Origin of the sequence: Hymenobacter glacialis, assembly GCF_001816165.1 — a bacterium.
GTDB classification, from domain to species: Bacteria; Bacteroidota; Bacteroidia; order Cytophagales; family Hymenobacteraceae; genus Hymenobacter; species Hymenobacter glacialis.
Genome location: NZ_MDZC01000063.1, coordinates 17924 through 34601, shown reverse-complemented (window position 1 = coordinate 34601; position 16678 = coordinate 17924). Strand labels below are relative to the sequence as shown.

Genomic DNA, 16678 nt, shown 5'->3' with positions numbered 1-16678 from the left:
CACCAGCAGGGCCAGGTGGCGCGAAGCCGCGCTTTGGTAGTGCCGCCACTTGCTGGCCCAGCGCACCCGCTGCCGCAGCAGCGCCCCCAGCGACGTGGGCGCGGCGGTGCGGGCAATGGCCGCCGCATCGGTCAGAAAATGGGCCGTGCCGGGAAAGGCCGCGTGGATTTTGTGGAGCAGAAATTCGTCGTCGCCGCTGGCCAGGTGGGCGTTGTCGGCGTAGCCACCCACGGCCTCGAAGGCGGCGCGGCGGTAGGCCAGGTTGGCCCCGTTGCACATAGTGGGCTTTCGCCGACCCAGGCAGGCCGCGCCCACCCCCACCAGTCCCGCAAACTCCAGCCCCATGAGCGTCATAAACCCAGAATCCGGCCCGGTGAGCAGCACCGGGCCGCTGATAAAATTGGCCAACGGCTGCCGTGACAGCAGCGCCGCATAGGCCGCCAGCCAGCCGGGGCCGAGGCGGCAGTCGGCGTCGGTGCACACCAGCCAGGGGGCGCGAGCAACCTGCAAAGCGGCTTGCAAAGCGGCTTTTTTGCCGGTTTCGGCCGCGGGCAGGCTGATGAGGCGTAGCTGAAACCCGGTTTCTGATGCGGCGGCACTTACCAGCGCGGCGGTGGCATCGGTGGAGTGGTCGTCGGCAATGAGGACGTCGAACTGCGCGGCCGGCAGGGTTTGGGCAGCAAGGTCGCGTAGGAGTTGGGGGAGGCTAGAGGCTTCGTTGCGGGCGGCGATGAGGAGAGAAAATTGTAATGAGGAATGAGGAATGAAGAATGAGGAATTCGCAGACGGCCCTTCTTCCTTGTTCTCCGTTACCAATTCTTCATTCTTCATTCTTAATTCTTCATTAAGATTAAGCGCAGCGCGCAGCCAGCCCATTACTCCCGCGTACACCACCGGCAACGCCAGCAACAATAGCCCCGCCGTCATTTCCCGGCGCGCTTATCGCGCAGCACGCGCAGGCCGGGCACCAGCAGCAGCCCCGCCGCGCTGGGCAGCGCAATATTGATGACCCACAAGCTAAGGCTGGCACTGAGCACCGGCAGCGCCGGCTGCCCCAGCAGCCCAAACAAATGCGTGGCCGACAGCTCCCGCACGCCCACATCGGCCAGGGCGTTTAGCGAGGGCACCAGCGATTTCAGCAGGAAGGTGCCCGCCACTGCCGCCAGCCCCGGCCCCAGCGGGCTGCCCACGCCATAGGCCGTGAGCAGCAGCAGAAACTGCCCGCAAAACACCGCGTAGCGCAGCACCGAGATGGCCAGCACCGCGTGCAACGCCCGCGCCGGGTACGTGGGCATAATGGCCAGCGCGGGCCGGAACCGCCGCAGTGGCCGCCACAGCCCCAGCGCCGCCAGCAGCAGCCGCGAGCGGTAGAGCGGCACCAGCACCGCCACGCCAATCAGCCCCGCCGATACCACCACGCCCAACCCGGCGGCTGGGTAGCCTTTCAAATAAAAGGTCAGCAGAAAATACAGCAGGCCCGCCACGCCCGCCAGCACCGTGGCCACCAGCTGGCAGTAGCGCCCCAGAAAAACGGCCCCCAGCGCACTCACGCGTCGGCTTTTCAGTTCCAGAATGCGGCCGGCGTAGTCGCCCACCCGGTTGGGCGTGGCAAAGCCCAGCGTGAGCCCCACCAGCACCGCCCGCAGGCTGCGCCCAAACGTGACGGGCTCCAGGTGCCGGGCCAGCCGGTACCATTTCCAGGCCTCCAGGCCCCAGTTGAGCGGTACCAGCGCCAGGGCCCAGAGCACGGGTACCCGACCGGCGCCGCGCAGGCTGGTGGCCAGCAGCGTGCGCCAGGCCGCGGCGGTGTCGGGCTCGGCAAAAATGGAGTTGTAGAGCAGGCCCAGCGTGAGCAACGTGACCAGCACCTTGCCCCAGAAAACCCACCGGCCCCACTTTTTGGGCGCGGGACCTTTTTCGGGGCTGTTTGCACTTCTAAGGAGCAATGCTGCTTCGGTGGTCCCTGCGGGCTTGCCGGCGTTGTAGCTTTGCAAAGGAAGTCCCTTGGCCGCGGCTATTTCGGCGCTTCCGCCTTGTTGCTCCTCACCCTCGTTCCTTTGGCTGCCCCCCTTCGCCCCCGCCCCGCTCCTGCTGTCGAGCTGCTGCCCAAAATCATCATGGGCGTGGACCCCGGCACCCAGATTATGGGCTACGCCCTGATTGAGGTGCGCGGCCAGCGGGTCGACGTGCTGTGCTACGACGTTATCAATATGAAGGCGCTGGGGTCGAATCACGCCGTAAAGCTAAAGCGGATTTTCGACCGCATGCTGGAGCTCATCGACGAGTACCTGCCCGATGAGCTGGCCATCGAAGCCCCGTTTTTTGGGGTCAACGTACAGAGTATGCTGAAGTTGGGCCGGGCGCAGGGCGTGGCTATTGCCGCCGCCCTCTCCCGCCAGATTCCCTACGTGGAGTACGCCCCCACCAAGGTAAAGCAGTCGGTGACAGGCTCCGGCTCGGCCACCAAGGAGCAAGTGGCCCACATGCTGCGCCAGACCCTCACGCTCCCGCCCATTGCCGAAGCCTCCAAGTTTCTGGACGCCACCGATGCCCTCTCCGTGGCCCTGTGCCACCACTACATGAAGGGCAACAACGCCAGCGTGAGCGGCGGCAAAAGCTGGGGCAAGTTCCTGGCGGAGAACCCCGAGCGGCTGGGGGCGAGCACCCGTGCGGCCAAGAAAAAAGCGCCTGCGAAATCGTAGGGATTTGGACAAGCAATTCTAGCATTTTGGCGCTTGGCGAAGACGCAAATCTCGGACCGCAAGGCTTCATTTAATTATTGAACGCGCTTTTTTGCCGAATGCCAAATGCCTGATGTTATTTTTTTCGTTTTAACCTTTTGGCTGCACGTTTGGCTTCTTTTCGTTTGCGTTGCCATTCCCAAATTTTTTGTTGAATGCCTCCAAGACTGATTATAGAAAATCCTTTTGTTGGTTTTCTAATTTCTTCCGGAATACTCCATTCAAAATTTACCCTACTCCAATCTATTTTATTTACTCTGTTTGTTGGGTCATATTTTAGATTTGATTTTGTAAATTCTTTGTTGTTATATTTTTCAACTATTCTTCTCAGCAGTAAAAATACCTCTTTTTCATCCTCTGAAATTTCATCGACAGATTGTTCTAAATAATAATCAGGTTCTGACGTCCAAAAAATTAATGACGCAGTTCCTTTGTCGCACTTTTGACTTTCAACTATCCATTTCAAAATCTCAACGCCATCATCCCAATTGTAATGTTGAGCAAGATAATATTGGTCTGTTGAGTTTAGCTTCTCGAAAAGCCTATAATCCGGTACATAATCTTCCTCATTGTTGAATGAAAATTCAATAAAATTTTCTTGAATAAATCTTTCTTTGTTTGGCAGAATTATCATTGCGTCTGGTTTTAGAACAGGTTACAACGTATGACCGTTGCTCAGCGAAGATGCAAGCAATGGCCATACGCCCATAGTATGCTAATCAGTAGAATAGTCCGCACCGAATCAGGCGGGACTGCACTAATACAATGCAAAATAGCTACTGCACACCCCCAGTATCTGCCGAACCTACGGCCTCCGCTTCTTTACCAACCGATATTTCGCCCTTTGCATACGTCACCGCGTAGCCGCTGATGTCCACCCGGTCACCTCTTAGCCGGCACCACAGGTCGCCGCCGCGGGGCGAAATCTGACGGGCGCGCAGCTCGGTTTTGCCCAGCTTTTCGGCCCAAAAAGGAATCAGGGTGCTGTGAGCCGAGCCGGTAACGGGGTCTTCGGGCACGCCCACGCGGGGTGCGAAGAAGCGGGACACAAAGTCTACCCCATCGGTGCCGGGCGCGGTGGCGATAACGCCCACGTATTCGAGGGCCGCGATACGGGCGTAGTCGGGTTTGAGGGCCAGCACCTCGGCTTCGGTGTTGAAAGTGACCAGCAGGTCGCGCGCGGCCAGCACGCGCAGGGGTGTAGCGTGCAGGGCGTCGGTGAGGCCGGTGGGGTGCGTGGCCATTTCCTGGGGAGGGCGCGAGGGAAAATCGAGCGTGAGGCGGCCGTCGGCTTCGCGCGACACGTGCAGCGGGCCGCTTTGGCTGTGGAAAACCACCTGCTCCCCGGCAAAATCCAGGTGCGTGAACAGGACGTGGGCCGAGGCCAGGGTGGCGTGCCCGCACAAGTCAATTTCGACGGCGGGCGTGAACCAGCGGATGTCATACTCAGCCCCGGTGCGCGGCACGATGAAGGCGGTTTCGGCGAGGTTGTTTTCAGCCGCTATTTGCTGCATCTGCGCGGCGGGCAGCCAGGCTGGGAGGGGGCACACGCCGGCGGGGTTGCCGGCAAAAGGACGCTGGGCGAAGGCGTCGACGTGGAAATAGGGTATCACGGGCGGAGGCAAATAAGTGAAGTGAATGGGCGGGCAGGCTAATGGGGGTCCGTGCAGGAACAGGCCTTTTTAACTCAGAACGTAATGCTGAGCTTGCCGAAGCATCTCTACCATAACAGTAATCTATATTACTGCTGCGGTAGAGATGCTTCGGCAAGCTCAGTATGACCGCCTTTTTTACTGCAGTTGGCTTTAACTGAGTACTCAAAGGCAGAGCTGCAAAGCAAGAATACGGCGAAGCCTTTGCACGGCGCGAAATTGTACCCCAATCCGTAAATTTTTCAAAATAAATTTACGGTCATGCAACCGCCCGGGCCGGCCGCCGGTCAGGGCTTTATGAGGCGGGTGCTGTACAGCTCGCCTTCACCCTTACTTTATTTATGCCGCCTCCTCTAGCTCCGGTCGATGAGACGCTGCTGGCGGCGTGCCGGCGCGGCGAATCGGCGGCGCAACACCAGCTCTACCAGCGGCTGGCGTATCTGCTCATGGGCGTGTGCCTGCGCTACTGCCCCAGCCGGGCCGAAGCGGAGGACGCGCTGCAAAACACGTTCGTTAAAATATTCACCCGCCTCGACCAATACCGGGGCCAGGGACCCTTTGAGGCGTGGGCCCGGCGCATTGCCGTAACCACCTCCCTGCACGCGCTGGAGCAGCACCGCCTGCGCCACCCCGCCCCCACCCTCGACCCCGACGACGTGGCCCACGACCTGGCCAGCCCCGAACCCTGCGCCGTGGAGCAGCTGGCCGCCGACGACCTGCTGGCCCTGCTGGCCACGCTGCCGCCCGGCTACCGCGCCGTGCTCAACCTCTACGCCGTGGAGGGCTACTCGCACCAGGAAATAGCCGAGCTGCTGGGCATTGCCGAAGGCACTTCCAAATCGCAGCTGGCGCGGGCCCGCCGCCTGCTCGAACGCCGCCTGGCGGCCCATCACCACCCCCAATTGCCATGACCGACCGCAAACCCGACGACTTGTACGATGCCCTGCGCAACCGCCTGGCCGACTACGGCCAGGAGCCGCCGGCGCAGCTGTGGGCCGGTATCAAAGCCCAGCTGCCGCTACCGGTGGCCCGGCCGCAGCTGCGCCGCCGGCGCCGCTGGAGCCCGGTGCTGCTGCTGGGCCTGCTACTGGCCGTGGTGGGCGGAGCAGCCTGGCAGTGGTGGCGCACCGCGGGCCCGGGTCAATCGGCCGCCGGCACCGGGCAAATGGCAACGACTGGCCCGCGAAGCGAAAACCGCACCGCAGCCACGGCTTCAGTGCCTCCACAGGCAGCGACTGATGTAGCTGGTGCCGTTGCGGCTGGGCCAAACAGCCCCGCAGCCCGGACTTCGACTGGCACGGCCACCGCGGCCCAAGCCACTGAACTGGCTGCAGCTAAAAACCCGCTTCCTGCTTTTCAAAAGAATATAGACGTTACGACTCTGAATCGCTCGGCCGCTGCTACCCGTGGTCGGCGCCTGGCCGCAGTCAGGTCAGGCAATTTTTCGGCGGGCCGTGCTGACGCAGCTTACGCCGAGCCGATTACTGCTGCTGATTCGGATGCTGCGGCCAGTGTGCCGGCTATGGGGGCAGCTGCTAGTAATACTGAGAAAGTGGCAGTGCGCCAGGAAACGGCGCCAGAAGCGAGCAAAACGGCAAGGCCGCGTGTTGCGCCGGCCGAGGCACTGGCGACCGGGGATGCTTCGCCGGCTTTGCCCGCAGTTCCGCTGGCTGGGCTTTCCGCTCCGGTGGCGGGTGTTAATCAGTCGCAGTCGTTAGCAGATAGCCCGCAAGCGGGCACGAATGAGGACGCGCCAGACGCTGCTGGCAGCGCGCAGAACACCGCCGCAGCGGGCGCCATGCTGCGGCGCACCCCTGCCCTGGCGCTGGCAGGCTTTCCGCTGCCCACCGCCCAGCTTAGTGCCGACACCGCGCCCGCTATGCCGGTGGTGGTGGCCCAACGCTGGGCACTGCAGCTGCTGGGCGGCCCGGCCCAAACCTTCCGAACGCTGGGCGGAGGTGCCAGTTTGGAACCCCTGCCCAACCGCAACCTTCCCCCCACGGCGGCCGGTCCTGCCAGTGACAACGTCATCGCCAATGCCCTGGCCGAGAAAGAAAAAAGCAGCACCGGGTTTGGCCTGCAAGTGCAGGCACGCCGCGTGCTGAGCGGCCGATGGGGCGTGAGCGCGGGCCTGGGCTACCAGGAATACGCTACGAGGACGGACTACTCCGGTCCGGTTTCCTACACAACTTACTCGGTGTCGGGCTTGCCTACTCGGGCCTCGCGGGAGGTCAGCCTCCGCCAGCGCGACACTTACCGGTTTGCCACCGTGCCCGTGCGCGTGAGCTATGCCCTGGGGCAAGCCAGTAAGCACCTCCGCTACGGACTGCGGGCCGGGACTGATGTAGCCGTGTACCTGGGCGGCAGCACTACCCGCTCCGCCCCTTCTGCATTAAAAAACAACAGCCCTTATCGCCCGCTCAGCTTGTCGGTCATGGCCGGGCTGGACCTGCACTACCGGGTGGGGCCGCGCCTTGAGCTGCTGGCCCAGCCTCACGCCACCTACTTCCTCACCTCGTTGCCAAAACCCATATCCGGCCTCACGCCGCGCTACCTGTGGGGCGCCGGGGCCCTGGTTGGGGTGTCGTACGAGTTGCGGTAGTACACCGCTTCGCGCCACTGCCCGTCACTGTCTGTAGACTACTTCGGGCGCCTCATCGCACCGGCTCGCCGCCGATGAACACGTCCCGCACAGGGTTTTCGCCGAGCCAATACGGGATTTCGGCCACGCTGCCCACGTTGAGCACCAGGATGTCGGCCCGCTTGCCGGGCTCGAGGCTGCCGCAATCGTGCTGCTGGGCAATGGCCCAGGCGGCGTTGAGCGTGGCGGCGGCCACGGCTTCTTTGGGCGTGAAACCCATTTTCAGGCAGGCGACGGACAGGGCCAGCCACAGATTTTTGCTGGGGCAGGAACCGGGGTTGAAATCCGTGCTCAGGGCCACCGGCAGGCCAGCCTGGATGAACTCGCGGCCGGCGGCGTATTGGTCTTGTCGCAGAAATAGGGGCACCAGTGGCAGTAGCACGGCCACGGTGCGGCCACCGGTGTGGGCGGCAATGCGGGCGGCGGCGGCGGGCGTGAGGTAGTCGCAGTGGTCGATGCTGGTGGCGCCCAGCTCGGCGGCCATCTCGCAGCCGCCCAGGTCGTGCATCTGCTCGGCGTGAATCTTCAAGCCGAAACCCATTTTGTGGGCCTGCGCCAGGTAATAGCGCGAGACATCCAGCGGAAAAGCACCTTCCTCACAGAAAATATCCACGAACGCTGCCTCCCCTTTCAGGTCCGACAGCACTTCGCGCAGCAAAAAGTCGACGTAGGCCCGCGGCCCGGCGGCCTTGAACTCGGGCGGCACTACGTGGGCACCCAGGAAAGTGGGCACCACCCGCACCGGCTGCCGCTGCCCCGCCTCCCGGGCCACCCGCACCAGGCGCAGCTCGGTGGCATGGTCGAGGCCGTAGCCGCTTTTGGCCTCCAGCGTGGTCACGCCGTAGTGGCGAAAGCCCGCCAGATGGTGCAGGGCATTGGCCAGCAGCTCGGGCTCGGAGGCGGCACGGGTGGCGCGCACGGTGCTCAGAATGCCCCCGCCGCCGACCAGTATTTCGAGGTAAGACTCGCCGCCCAGCTTGCGCTCAAACTCATGGGCGCGGTTGCCGCCGAATACCAGGTGGGTGTGGCACTCCACCAGCCCGGGCATCACCACGCGGCCGGAGGCATCGACAACCCGGGTTTCGGAGCCGATGTGCGCGGGGTTCAGCTCGCTCATGGGACCCACGGCCACGATGGCATCGCCCTCACAGGCCACGTAGCCGTGCTCAATAACGGTCCAATTGCTCAGTTCCAGACATGCCAGGGGGCGGTCGGTGGGCCCACCGGCCATGGTGAGGACCTGGGCGGCGTTTTGGATGACGAGGGAGTAAGTAGGCATGCCGTAAATGTAGAAGGCTTACGGGCAGCATTGGAATGGGGTACCTGGTGCCGTCGTATTCCGGGTCACCTCTCACACTACGTCCAGTACTGCACCGGGGCGTGGGGGAAGCGGCGCTGCCACTCCGTGTAGAACCAGGCTTTCATGGCCTTCATCTGCTCGGGCTGGTACACGTATTTCAGGCCGCCGAACTTGTTGCGCTTCACGGCGCGTCCCTCCTCTTCCAGGTCGAGGCTGGTGTTGGGGTACCACTGCAGCAGCACGTCTTTGGAGCCGGGCGTGAAGCGGTGGGTGATGAACTCCACGGTGAGGTCGCAGTCGAAATCGAAGGCGGCCTGCAAGCGGTCGAGCAGGTCGGTGTAATGCTGCTGCCAGTCGGGAATGGGCATGATGGGGGCCAGCACCACGCCCACGGGGTAGCCGCCCCCGCCCTGGGCCGCCGGCAAGGCCAGCCGGCGCATGGCCTGAATGCGCGCCTCCACCGAGGCCGTGCCGCCCTCCAGGCGCCGCACCACGGCCTCGGCGTTCAGGGAGAAACGGGCGCGGGTGCGGCCGTGGTGCGGCAGATTCAGCAGCGCGCCCACGTGGTCGTACTTGCTCACGAAGCGCAGCTGGGCCGCTTCGCGGGTACCGAAATAGCGCACAGCCTCGGCCAGGCTGCCGGTGAGGTGCTCAATGCCCAGCACGTCGGTGTAGCAGCTGGCCTCGAAGCTGGTAACGCGGCCGGGCTGCTCGTAGGTGGCGGTGTTGGCCAGGAGCTGGGGCAGGTTGGCGAAGGCTTTCACCACGGGCGGGCCGCTGAGGCTGCGGCCAGGTAGCAGTACTGGCAGTGGGCGGGACAGCCTTCGGCCAGGTTGAGCTGCCAGTGGGCCGAGGGCGGGGTGGGCTGCAGGCGCAGGGCGCCGGCGGGGGCCTTCACCACGGCCAGGGTGTTTTTGGCGGTGCGGTAGGTGGCGCGCACGTCGTCGCCCTGGCGCAGGCCGGTGATGCGGTTACTTTTCAGCAACTCCACCTCCAGGTTTTGGGCCGACACGCGGGCCAGGATTTGCTGGCCAAATTCCTCGTCCAGCGCATCGGGCGTGAACACCACGCGCTGCGGCAGCCACAGCTTGGCCGAGTGGGTGCGCGGGGCCGATGCCGGGGCGGGCCGGTCGGTGAGCAGGGCATCGGATATGGAAACGAGGGAGCCGGCAGTTAGCATGAAATCGGATTGGTGACGGATACTGACTCAACGTTTTGGCCGGCAAATTAAGTCCTCTTAGCAGGCTTTCCGGGCTGAATTTTTACAATTTATTCATCGACAGTACATGTTCATTATCAGACAATTGCCACATATTATTTTAACCAACCATTGCTAACCTGCGTACGCCACTTTGCTTCGCCTACGCCCCGCCTCATGTCTGAATTTGCTGCTGTTCCGCTCATCCTCACCCTGACCCTGGATGATGCCGCCCACACGTATTTCAATGCCCTTCGGCGCCAGCACTTCCCAGCCAAAATCAACTACCTGGCGGCCCACCTCACCCTGTTTCACCACCTGCCCGGCGCGGAGCTGGCCGCCGTGTGCCGGGAGCTGGAAGCCTGCTGCCAGGCGGTGGGCCCGCTGCCGCTGCAGGTGTCGGGGGTGCGTTCGTTGGGCCGGGGCGTGGCGTTCACGCTGCAGCACCCGGAGCTGCTGGCGTTGCACCGGCAGTTGCAGCAGCGGTTTGCGGCCCACCTCACCCCGCAGGACCAGCAGAAGCTGCAGCCCCACGTCACCGTTCAAAACAAGGTAGACCCGGCCGTGGCCCGGCAGCTGCTCGCCGATTTGCAGGCAGATTTTGCCCCGTTTTGCGCCATGGGCACGGGGCTGCACTTGTGGGCTTACCGCGGCGGGCCGTGGGAATCGGTGCAGCGGTTTCCGTTCGTAGTCGACCCGGCCTTGCAGTAGCAGGCTAGCTGTGCCGGACCTCCTAGCAGGGCCGGATGGACAAGCTTTGTTCGGCCACGAATTCGTGCAGCAAGTCCATAATCACTTCCTGGGAATTGCAGGAAGTAGGCAGCAGGACCGAACGGTATTGGGGGTCGAGGTAACCGGCCAGTCGGGCGAGGGCCGCCGAAGTCAGGTAGGCGCTGCCCATGTTTAAGCCGGGAAACAGGCGAGTCGTGCTGGTTTCGTCCATTATGGTCACCATATCGGCGTGGCGGGCATCCTGGCTGAGGCGGGCCTGGAGCTGCGCTACGGCCTGGTGGTCGCCTTCCAGCACGTGCAGGTAGCCCGGATTGGCACAGTAGAGGAAGCTGGTGATGGCCCGCGCGGCGTTGCGCACGCTCGACTGAACGATTAACTCCTGCATCTCCTCATCGGCCAGCGGCCTTGTGGCAGTGCTGCAGTAGATTAATTGACGAATAAACATTACAGAAAGCCTCCCACTACAATCCAACTACACAGCTCGGGTAGCCTCCGTAAAATTACGCACTAATCAGGAATAAACACCTATTCCGATTAGCTGAAGCTATTTATGCAGCAACATAGGCAGCTGCTGTATATGTATGATTATTTCGCGATTTGCAAATCCCCCTGCCATTCCCTCATGGTGCTGCGCCACTCCTGGCGCACGAGGTTTTTTATGAATCCGTTGGGGTGCAGGCCGATGGTGATGTGCGTGCCCCGCTCCCGGGCATACGGGTCGGTGACGGCGCCGAAGCGGCGGTAGGCAGCGAAATGCGGGGCCAGCTCATCGTTGGGCTCATCGTCGATGAGGATAAGGGCGCGGCACTGGCTCAGGGGCGGGTACCAGAACAGGAAGCTGCCGTTGAGGCTGTTGGCCGGGGGCAGGGCGCGGTGCCGGTTATAGTAGTTGATGGCGCTGGCCTGGCCGTAGTTGGCGCAGTGAATGAGGGTGTGGGCGCGCACCGAATCGGGCAGGGTTTGGTAGGCGGCCCAGGTTTTGTCGGCCATTTCGCGCCAGCCCAGCATGTCGGCGTAGTCCTGGGGCAGGGCGTGGTTCTGGCCATCTTCCCAGCGGTAGGCGCCCAGGTGCTGGTAGCGGGGCAGTAGGGCCGCCATGGCGGCCGGGCTGCGCAGCGGGCAGGCCAGTGGCAGGTAGGCCAGGTGCAGGCCCAGGGGCACGGCCAGCAGCGCGGGTTGCGCCAGCGCCTTCCACCGGAAACGCGCCAGCCGCTCGGCCCACCACACCGCCCCAAACGCAAACAGCACCGGGTAGTAGCCCAGGGCGTAGTAGTCCTTGCCGTGCAGCGCGGCCAGCAGGCCCACGCCCAGCACCACCACCAGCCCCACGGCCCGGTACGGCCGGAACGCGCGTGCCAGCAGCAGTGCCAGCAGCCCCGGTGCCCACACCAGCAGGGCCGGGAAGCACATCAGCAGCTGGGCCTTCCAGAAATCGGCGGCCTGCACGTGCACCAGCTGGGTTTGCTTGAGCAGCGCCATGTGGTGCAGAAACGGGACGCCGTGGCTGATTTGCCACACCACATTGGGCAGCCACAGCAGCAGCGCCACGCCCGCGGCGCCCCAGAAATGGCGGCTGGCCAGCAGCCGGCGGGCGGGCGTGAGCAGCAGCGCCCCGCCCAGCGCCGCAATGAAAAAGAGCGTGGTGTACTTGTTCAGCAAGCCCAACCCCAGCCCCACTCCCACCAGATAGAGGTAGCGGGCCCGCTCCTCCTGCAGGTAGCGCACCAGCCCGTACAGGCACATCAGAAAGCCAAACACTTCAAACGAGTTGGGTTGAAACAGCAAGTTGAGGCGGGCAAAAGCCGTGCACAGATAGCACACGCCTGCCAGCGTTTGAGCAAACCAGCCGCCGCCCAGCCGCCCGGCCAGCCGTACCACCAGGTACATGGTAGCCGCGTCCCACAAGAAGGGCCAGAACTTCACCCAGCCTTCGGCCCCGCCCAGATGCAGGCTCACCCAGCCCTGCGCCGCAATGAGCGGTGGCACTTCCAGGTAGCCCCAGGCCAGGTGCTGGCCCTGGTTGAGATAGAGGTATTCGTCGCGCTGCAGCTCGTAGGCAGAGTTGATGAGGAAGAAGCCCGACACGAATTTGAGCAGCGCAAAGGCCAGCGGGAGGAAGCGTTTCATGCGGCCCAAGGTCGGCAGAAAACCAATACAGCCGTTTCGCTACTTGCTGTTGGGCAGCAGCCCGGCCCAGCGCAGAAACTCGTCGCCTACCCGGTCCCAGTAAAAATCGTCGTAATTGATTTGGCCGCCTTTGAAACCGAAAAAGTTGTGCTCACGGCCGGGATACTCACGGAACGTGAAGTTGGTTTTGTGCAGGCGGATGCACTCCAGCCGCAGGAAGTCGTTGCCGGCTACGCCGCGGTCACGGGTACCGTAGCCCACATACACAGGCACCTGAACGCGCAGCAACATCGGCAGCACGGCCGTCCCGAAGCCAAACAAGCTGCGCGGGTCATCGCCCACGCAGTCGGCGAAGGTGGGGTGGGCAACTGCGGTTTGCCAACGCTGGAAGGTAGCAACGGCTGCCACCGAATCTTCCCTCTGCCGGCTCTCGGCCAACATTGACATGAGTTGGCCCAGTGAGTTACCACTCAAGTACACGGCGTGGCTCACCAAGCCCGGCACGGCGGCCAAGTGTGCCACTATTGTACTACCCTGCGAATGGCCCGCTGCTACTACGTGCGATTTATCAACCCACGGCTGCTTTTTGATATAGCGTAACAAAGCCACGTCGCGCTGCACAAAGTAGTCCAGGTAATTGCGGGCGCAGTAGTACGGCGGCGGGGCAGTGCGGCCGAACATCTGATTGGGGTCGCGGCCCTCCACGTCGGCCATAAGCGGAATGCCAGGCTTGCTCACGATGACCAGATGGCAGTTTTTGAGCACGGCCTTGGGGTGAAAAGGAAACACAGGAAAGGCGCCTTGGCGGTCATACAGCACCAATGGGGTCGGCAATGAGCCCTGCACCCAAAAAAGCAACGGCTTCTTCTGTTTCTCTTCGCCGGGCTGTGAAAGCACCAGCACGTCCACGCTGTCGCGCCCGTACATCACCACCAAATGCCGGAACCCAAACTCGGCCGGCGTGCGGCGGGGCAGGGCTGTTTGCGCGCTGGCGGCAGCGGCCAGCCCCAGTTGCAGCACCAGTATTAACCCCCAGATTCGCATGTCACTTGTGTTCAAAAGCCCAGCAGCACCGTTGCGCAGGCGGCGCAAGGACCTCACAGGTTGCCGGGCAGTTGCACCAGGCGCAGGTAGTCACCCAGGCCGGCCGGTTTTTGAAATACGTGGATGAACAGCAGGGGCTCCTCGCCGCGGCTGCGCCATGTTTCGGCGTAAAAGCCCTCCACGGCATACAGCGTCAGCTCGAAGCTGTCTTCCTGGCGCTCGGCTAGGCGGGTGCCGTGCCGGGCCAGGTGCTCGGCCTGCAGGCGCTGATGCAGGGCTTTGAAGTCGGTGATGGTCATGGAGAACCAGAGGGCTTGGAAACGACGGGTGGTGCGGCGGGGCCGCGAACGGGCCACCTCCCCGGCCCTGCAAGTTAACCCCCGCACCCGGGGCGCTAAGTTCCCGTGGCCCTTCTTTGTGCCATGAACAGCTTTCGATTTCCCCACCCACTGGTCCTGCTGGTGGGTTTCATTATGTTAGCCGCCGCGCTGAGCTACGTGCTGCCGGCCGGCCAGTTTGCCCGCCAAAAGAACGAAGCCACCGGCCGGGAGGTGGTGGTGCCGGGCTCCTACCAGCGCGTGCCCGCCACGCCCGTGGGCCCGCTCGACATGCTCGTGGACATCCCCAAAGGCATGGCCGACGCGGCGGGCGTCATCTTCCTCATCTTCCTGGCCGGGGGCGCGTTCACGGTGCTCGACCAGACCGGCGCCCTGCGCCACGGCGTGGACTGGCTGCTGGCCCGCGCCCACGGCCGCGAGGTGCTGGTTATTCCGGTAGTGAGCCTGCTTTTTGCCACCATGGGCGCGCTGGAGAACATGGGCGAGGAAATTGTGCCCCTGGTACCGGTGCTGCTCGTGCTCATGCGCCGGCTGGGCTATCCGGTCATCACGGCGGTGGCGGCCAGCATCGGGGCGGCTATTGTAGGCGCGGCCTTTAGCCCCATCAATCCCTTTCAGGTGGGCATTGCCCAGAAACTGGCGCAGCTGCCGCTGCTCTCGGGCGGGGGCTACCGCCTGGCGCTGCTGGTGCCGGCCGTGGCCCTCTGGATTGCGGGCACCATGCGCCACGCCATTCGCCACCGGGTGGCCCCCAGCGCCCTGGCCGAGGATGCGGGCCTGGCCGTGGACGCTCCGGCGGGCCAGCGCCACGGCTTGGTGCTGTTGCTGCTGCTGGTGATGTTCTCCTTTTTCGGCTACGGCGTGGTGGCCCTGGGCTGGGATTTTGACCAGATGGGCGCGCTGTTTTTTGCCTTGGGCGTGGGCGCGGGCCTGCTGGGCGGGCTGGGGCTGTCGGGCACGGCCGAGGGCTTCGTGACGGGCTTCCGCGACATTGCTTTTTCGGCGCTGCTCATTGGGTTTGCCCGCGCCATTTTCGTGGTGCTGGAGCAGGGCCACATTGTCGACACCATTGTGCAGGGCATGTCGGCGCCGCTGGCCAATTTACCGGTCACATTTTCGGCCCTGGGCATGATGGTGGTGCAGACCGCCCTGCACCTGCCGGTGCCCAGCGTGAGCGGGCAGGCCACGCTCACCATGCCGCTGTTTGCGCCGCTGGCCGATTTGATTGGCATGTCGCGCCAAGTGGTGGTGCTGGCTTTTCAGTACGCCGCCGGCTTGTGCGAGCTCATCACCCCCACCAATGGCGCCCTGCTGGCCATGCTGGCCATCTGCGGCGTTCGCTTCGACCAGTGGCTGAAGTTTGTGTGGCCGCTCTACGCGCTGCTGCTGGCCCTGGGCGTGGCCGGCGTGGTAGGCGCCATCTGGCTGGGCATCTGAGGCGACGCGCGAGGTGTTTGCACGTCATGCTGAGCGCAGCCGAAGCATCTCTACCGTGGAAGTAACTAATTACCATTGCGGTAGAGATGCTTCGGCTGCGCTCAGCATGACGTGCAGCTGGTTACAGCTAGTCGGCCCGCAGCTCGGCGGCGGTGAACACCCGCGGCAGCTTTCGCTTGCGCTCTACAATCTGGAAGGTGGCGGTGTCGGTGCTTTCGTCCCAGAACACGTCTGATATGAGCCCAAAGTGGCGGTACTCGCCGGGGGCGGGCGTCACCTCCTCCACCGAGTCGCCAAAGCTGAACGCGGGCTTGTGGTAGATTTCCTTAAACAGCTCGGGCTTCACCAGAAACTGCTGCTCGTCGTAGCGAATCGTAACCCACTCGCCTTCTTCGTCTTCGCTGATTTTCTCAAATAGCTTGCCCACCGGTTCCAGCAACTCAAACGAGCGGCGGTTGGCGGGGTGGATGTACCGGAAGCCATACTCGGGCGACCAGCCGTAGAGACCAAAAATAACCGGTTTGGAACGACGCATTCTGTAGTGGGTAACGGGGAAGCAATGAGCACTCAACATCTTCGGGGCGCAAATTGCTCACGCCAGTGCTGAATTTATATTGCCAAAAATGCCAGAAATCTGTTAACCGCTAACGCTCATCTAGTAAAGCTTTTTAGAACGTCATGCTGGCAACCTCCTCCGCTATCCATTTATTGATTTGCGCAGGTGCGCCAGCAGGCGGTCGCGGTGGGCTTGGCCATCGGGCAGGCCATCGAATGCGATGCGGTGCTCCTGGCCATCGGTGCGGCGTATGAGTACGCTGGTGGCACCGGCCGCTTCCACGGTGGCAATGTCGGCCCAGCGCAGGTTGTGCGCCTGGCCAGCCTGGCCCGTGCGCACAGCAAAGCCCTCGGCGTGCAGGTGCAGATATTGCCGCGTGGCCAGCTGCCGCATGCGGAAAGCCAGCACCACGTACACGACGGCCACGGCGGCGTACAGCCAAGGCAACACGGGCACCTGAACCGGCGCACCGGCCAGCTCGGCCTCGTGGTAGCGGTGCCAGAGCTGGTAGCTCTCAATGGCCAGAATGGCCGCAGCCGCCAGCTCCAGCCACGCCACCGCGCTCTGGTGAAATGGGTTGAGGCGCAGCTGCCAGATTTTGCGCAGCATCAGCACGAGGTAGGACGCGCCCAGCAGCAGCTCCACCGCCCGCAGACCGGTGAGCGGCTCGGTGCCCGCCAGCACCGGCGCTACCCCGCCCGCCAGCACCAGCGCCGGCCCCAGGTAGCCCAGCGTTTTGGCAAACTGCCGACGGGTGTGGCGTCGGCGAACCAGGGCCGCAGGCTCCTCGGTACTGGAAGGGGGAATGACAGCATTCATGCCCGAAAGTCGACAAAAAAAGGCGAAACCGTAGTGCCCGGTTACGGCACCTGTTTTTGAGTGGCTTGAGGGGAGAATTCCCAGCGCTTTTAT

At 63.3% G+C, this 16678-nt stretch carries 16 protein-coding genes and 1 pseudogene; 5 read left to right on the top strand and 12 right to left on the bottom strand.

Annotation, left to right across the window (positions count from 1 at the left end; translation table 11 throughout):
- Both BEN48_RS09820 and BEN48_RS09815 read right to left on the bottom strand, forming a co-directional pair.
- Positions 1 to 831: glycosyltransferase (locus BEN48_RS09820; RefSeq protein WP_070734476.1), on the bottom strand; the 831-nt coding region annotated here is incomplete at its 3' end.
- 92 nt (positions 832 to 923) lie between these two features.
- Entirely contained in the window at positions 924 to 1994 is a 1071-nt protein-coding gene (locus BEN48_RS09815) for a lysylphosphatidylglycerol synthase transmembrane domain-containing protein (protein ID WP_158010144.1), read from the bottom strand.
- A gap of 123 nt (positions 1995 to 2117) precedes the next feature.
- Between BEN48_RS09815 and ruvC the strand changes: the two genes are divergently transcribed.
- A complete protein-coding gene (gene ruvC, locus BEN48_RS09810; RefSeq protein ID WP_070734481.1) occupies positions 2118 to 2702 on the top strand; it encodes a crossover junction endodeoxyribonuclease RuvC in 585 nt (194 codons plus the stop codon).
- A 115-nt stretch (positions 2703 to 2817) separates the two neighbouring features.
- Here ruvC and BEN48_RS18140 read toward each other — a convergent pair whose 3' ends face one another.
- Together BEN48_RS18140 and BEN48_RS09805 are read right to left on the bottom strand one after the other, a co-directional pair.
- Positions 2818 to 3375 carry a DUF4274 domain-containing protein gene (locus tag BEN48_RS18140; RefSeq protein WP_083320936.1) on the bottom strand — a complete coding sequence of 186 codons (558 nt, stop codon included), beginning with the start codon at positions 3373 to 3375 and terminating at the stop codon, positions 2818 to 2820.
- Positions 3376 to 3517: 142 nt separating this feature from the next.
- Positions 3518 to 4351, bottom strand: a complete 834-nt coding sequence (locus BEN48_RS09805) for a PhzF family phenazine biosynthesis protein (RefSeq protein WP_206599843.1) — start codon at positions 4349 to 4351, stop codon at positions 3518 to 3520.
- Between the two features lie 383 nt (positions 4352 to 4734).
- Here BEN48_RS09805 and BEN48_RS09800 point away from each other — a divergent pair, with 383 nt between their 5' ends.
- Both BEN48_RS09800 and BEN48_RS09795 read left to right on the top strand, forming a co-directional pair.
- Complete coding sequence (locus BEN48_RS09800) at positions 4735 to 5304, top strand: RNA polymerase sigma factor (RefSeq protein WP_070734473.1); 570 nt, start codon at positions 4735 to 4737, stop codon at positions 5302 to 5304.
- Positions 5301 to 6995 (top strand): outer membrane beta-barrel protein, encoded by a 1695-nt coding sequence (locus BEN48_RS09795; RefSeq protein ID WP_070734471.1) that lies wholly within the window; start codon positions 5301 to 5303, stop codon positions 6993 to 6995. The genes BEN48_RS09800 and BEN48_RS09795 overlap by 4 nt, the downstream gene beginning before the upstream one ends.
- 52 nt (positions 6996 to 7047) lie before the next feature.
- Here the strand turns inward: BEN48_RS09795 and hutI are convergent, their stop codons facing one another.
- Positions 7048 to 8313: an imidazolonepropionase gene (hutI, locus tag BEN48_RS09790; RefSeq protein WP_070734470.1), complete on the bottom strand. Its 1266-nt coding sequence runs from the start codon at positions 8311 to 8313 to the stop codon at positions 7048 to 7050.
- 77 nt (positions 8314 to 8390) lie between these two features.
- Positions 8391 to 9514: pseudogene (locus BEN48_RS20185) on the bottom strand (spore photoproduct lyase family protein).
- Positions 9515 to 9709: 195 nt separating this feature from the next.
- On the opposite strand from BEN48_RS20185, the gene BEN48_RS09780 reads away from it, so the two are divergent.
- Positions 9710 to 10243 (top strand): 2'-5' RNA ligase family protein, encoded by a 534-nt coding sequence (locus BEN48_RS09780; protein ID WP_070734468.1) that lies wholly within the window; start codon positions 9710 to 9712, stop codon positions 10241 to 10243.
- 22 nt (positions 10244 to 10265) lie between these two features.
- On the opposite strand, the gene BEN48_RS09775 is transcribed toward BEN48_RS09780, so the two are convergent.
- The 4 genes from BEN48_RS09775 to BEN48_RS09760 all read right to left on the bottom strand — a co-directional run bounded on the left by BEN48_RS09775 (position 10266) and on the right by BEN48_RS09760 (position 13791).
- Positions 10266 to 10709, bottom strand: a complete 444-nt coding sequence (locus BEN48_RS09775; RefSeq protein ID WP_070734466.1) for a BLUF domain-containing protein — start codon at positions 10707 to 10709, stop codon at positions 10266 to 10268.
- A gap of 140 nt (positions 10710 to 10849) precedes the next feature.
- Positions 10850 to 12391 (bottom strand): glycosyltransferase family 39 protein, encoded by a 1542-nt coding sequence (locus tag BEN48_RS09770; RefSeq protein ID WP_070734465.1) that lies wholly within the window; start codon positions 12389 to 12391, stop codon positions 10850 to 10852.
- A gap of 39 nt (positions 12392 to 12430) precedes the next feature.
- Positions 12431 to 13435 carry a dienelactone hydrolase family protein gene (locus BEN48_RS09765; protein WP_070734464.1) on the bottom strand — a complete coding sequence of 335 codons (1005 nt, stop codon included), beginning with the start codon at positions 13433 to 13435 and terminating at the stop codon, positions 12431 to 12433.
- A 53-nt stretch (positions 13436 to 13488) separates the two neighbouring features.
- Positions 13489 to 13791, bottom strand: coding sequence for a hypothetical protein (locus BEN48_RS09760; protein ID WP_125932570.1), 303 nt, complete (start codon positions 13789 to 13791; stop codon positions 13489 to 13491).
- Positions 13792 to 13857: 66 nt separating this feature from the next.
- Between BEN48_RS09760 and BEN48_RS09755 the strand changes: the two genes are divergently transcribed.
- On the top strand, positions 13858 to 15210 hold the full coding sequence (locus tag BEN48_RS09755) for a YfcC family protein (protein ID WP_070734461.1): 1353 nt from the start codon (positions 13858 to 13860) through the stop codon (positions 15208 to 15210).
- Positions 15211 to 15337: 127 nt separating this feature from the next.
- Here BEN48_RS09755 and BEN48_RS09750 read toward each other — a convergent pair whose 3' ends face one another.
- Complete coding sequence (locus BEN48_RS09750) at positions 15338 to 15745, bottom strand: DUF6960 family protein (protein ID WP_070734460.1); 408 nt, start codon at positions 15743 to 15745, stop codon at positions 15338 to 15340.
- Positions 15746 to 15907: 162 nt separating this feature from the next.
- Positions 15908 to 16585: a hypothetical protein gene (locus BEN48_RS09745; RefSeq protein WP_070734458.1), complete on the bottom strand. Its 678-nt coding sequence runs from the start codon at positions 16583 to 16585 to the stop codon at positions 15908 to 15910.
- Positions 16586 to 16678 lie beyond the last annotated feature (93 nt).

Coding starts and splice junctions, on each gene's coding strand:
- BEN48_RS09755 (WP_070734461.1), top strand. CDS start 13,858: ATGAACAGCTTTCGATTTCCCCACCCACTGGTCCTGCTGGTGGGTTTC.
- BEN48_RS09750 (WP_070734460.1), bottom strand. CDS start 15,745: ATGCGTCGTTCCAAACCGGTTATTTTTGGTCTCTACGGCTGGTCGCCC.
- BEN48_RS09775 (WP_070734466.1), bottom strand. CDS start 10,709: ATGTTTATTCGTCAATTAATCTACTGCAGCACTGCCACAAGGCCGCTG.
- BEN48_RS09800 (WP_070734473.1), top strand. CDS start 4,735: ATGCCGCCTCCTCTAGCTCCGGTCGATGAGACGCTGCTGGCGGCGTGC.
- hutI (WP_070734470.1), bottom strand. CDS start 8,313: ATGCCTACTTACTCCCTCGTCATCCAAAACGCCGCCCAGGTCCTCACC.
- ruvC (WP_070734481.1), top strand. CDS start 2,118: ATGGGCGTGGACCCCGGCACCCAGATTATGGGCTACGCCCTGATTGAG.
- BEN48_RS18140 (WP_083320936.1), bottom strand. CDS start 3,375: ATGATAATTCTGCCAAACAAAGAAAGATTTATTCAAGAAAATTTTATT.
- BEN48_RS09780 (WP_070734468.1), top strand. CDS start 9,710: ATGTCTGAATTTGCTGCTGTTCCGCTCATCCTCACCCTGACCCTGGAT.
- BEN48_RS09795 (WP_070734471.1), top strand. CDS start 5,301: ATGACCGACCGCAAACCCGACGACTTGTACGATGCCCTGCGCAACCGC.
- BEN48_RS09770 (WP_070734465.1), bottom strand. CDS start 12,391: ATGAAACGCTTCCTCCCGCTGGCCTTTGCGCTGCTCAAATTCGTGTCG.
- BEN48_RS09765 (WP_070734464.1), bottom strand. CDS start 13,435: ATGCGAATCTGGGGGTTAATACTGGTGCTGCAACTGGGGCTGGCCGCT.
- BEN48_RS09745 (WP_070734458.1), bottom strand. CDS start 16,585: ATGAATGCTGTCATTCCCCCTTCCAGTACCGAGGAGCCTGCGGCCCTG.